This window comes from Arthrobacter sp. ZBG10 (genome assembly GCF_001238605.1).
Taxonomy (GTDB): Bacteria; Actinomycetota; Actinomycetes; order Actinomycetales; family Micrococcaceae; genus Arthrobacter.
Genome location: NZ_LFQH01000126.1, coordinates 1 through 507, shown reverse-complemented (window position 1 = coordinate 507; position 507 = coordinate 1). Strand labels below are relative to the sequence as shown.

The window sequence follows — 507 nt, the reverse complement described above, 5'->3', positions numbered from 1 at the left end:
TATCCGCTTTCCGATGGGCCTCACTCGGGGCCGGTTCGGGGATTTGGCTGCTCACAGCTGACGTCCCTTGGCCGGATCGTAGGGGTCATCCTCGAACCGCAACGGTGTGTCCGCCGACGTGCCGGCCGGGAGGGACGCCGTGGATACCGGAGTCCCGCCGCCGACGACAGGCTCAGCGTAAAGGTCAGCGTCGCTTCCCGCGGCGATTACCGTTTCCTGCTGCCGCGGTTCACTCTGCGGTGAGTGGCCGGCTACGTGCTGACCGGAGGGGGTGGATACGGTATTGCTCTCGGTGGGTCCGGCGGTGAGTCCACGGGTAAGGCGGCCGGCAAGGATACCGGCGCCGGCTGCCAGCAGCAGGAAGGTGCCCGGCTTGTTCCGGGCGAAGGTCTGCACCTCGCTAAGGAGCGAACCCGGATCCCGGTTCTCAAGCCAGCCGGCGATGGAGGAAGTGCGTTCCGCCGCTTCACGGATGAGGTCAGTGGCCATGCCCTGCTCTCCGGGAGC

Annotated in this window: 1 pseudogene; it reads right to left on the bottom strand. The window is 67.3% G+C overall.

Annotation, left to right across the window (positions count from 1 at the left end):
* Positions 1-51 precede the first annotated feature (51 nt).
* Positions 52-507: pseudogene (locus ACU18_RS18840) on the bottom strand (hypothetical protein); the annotation flags it as partial.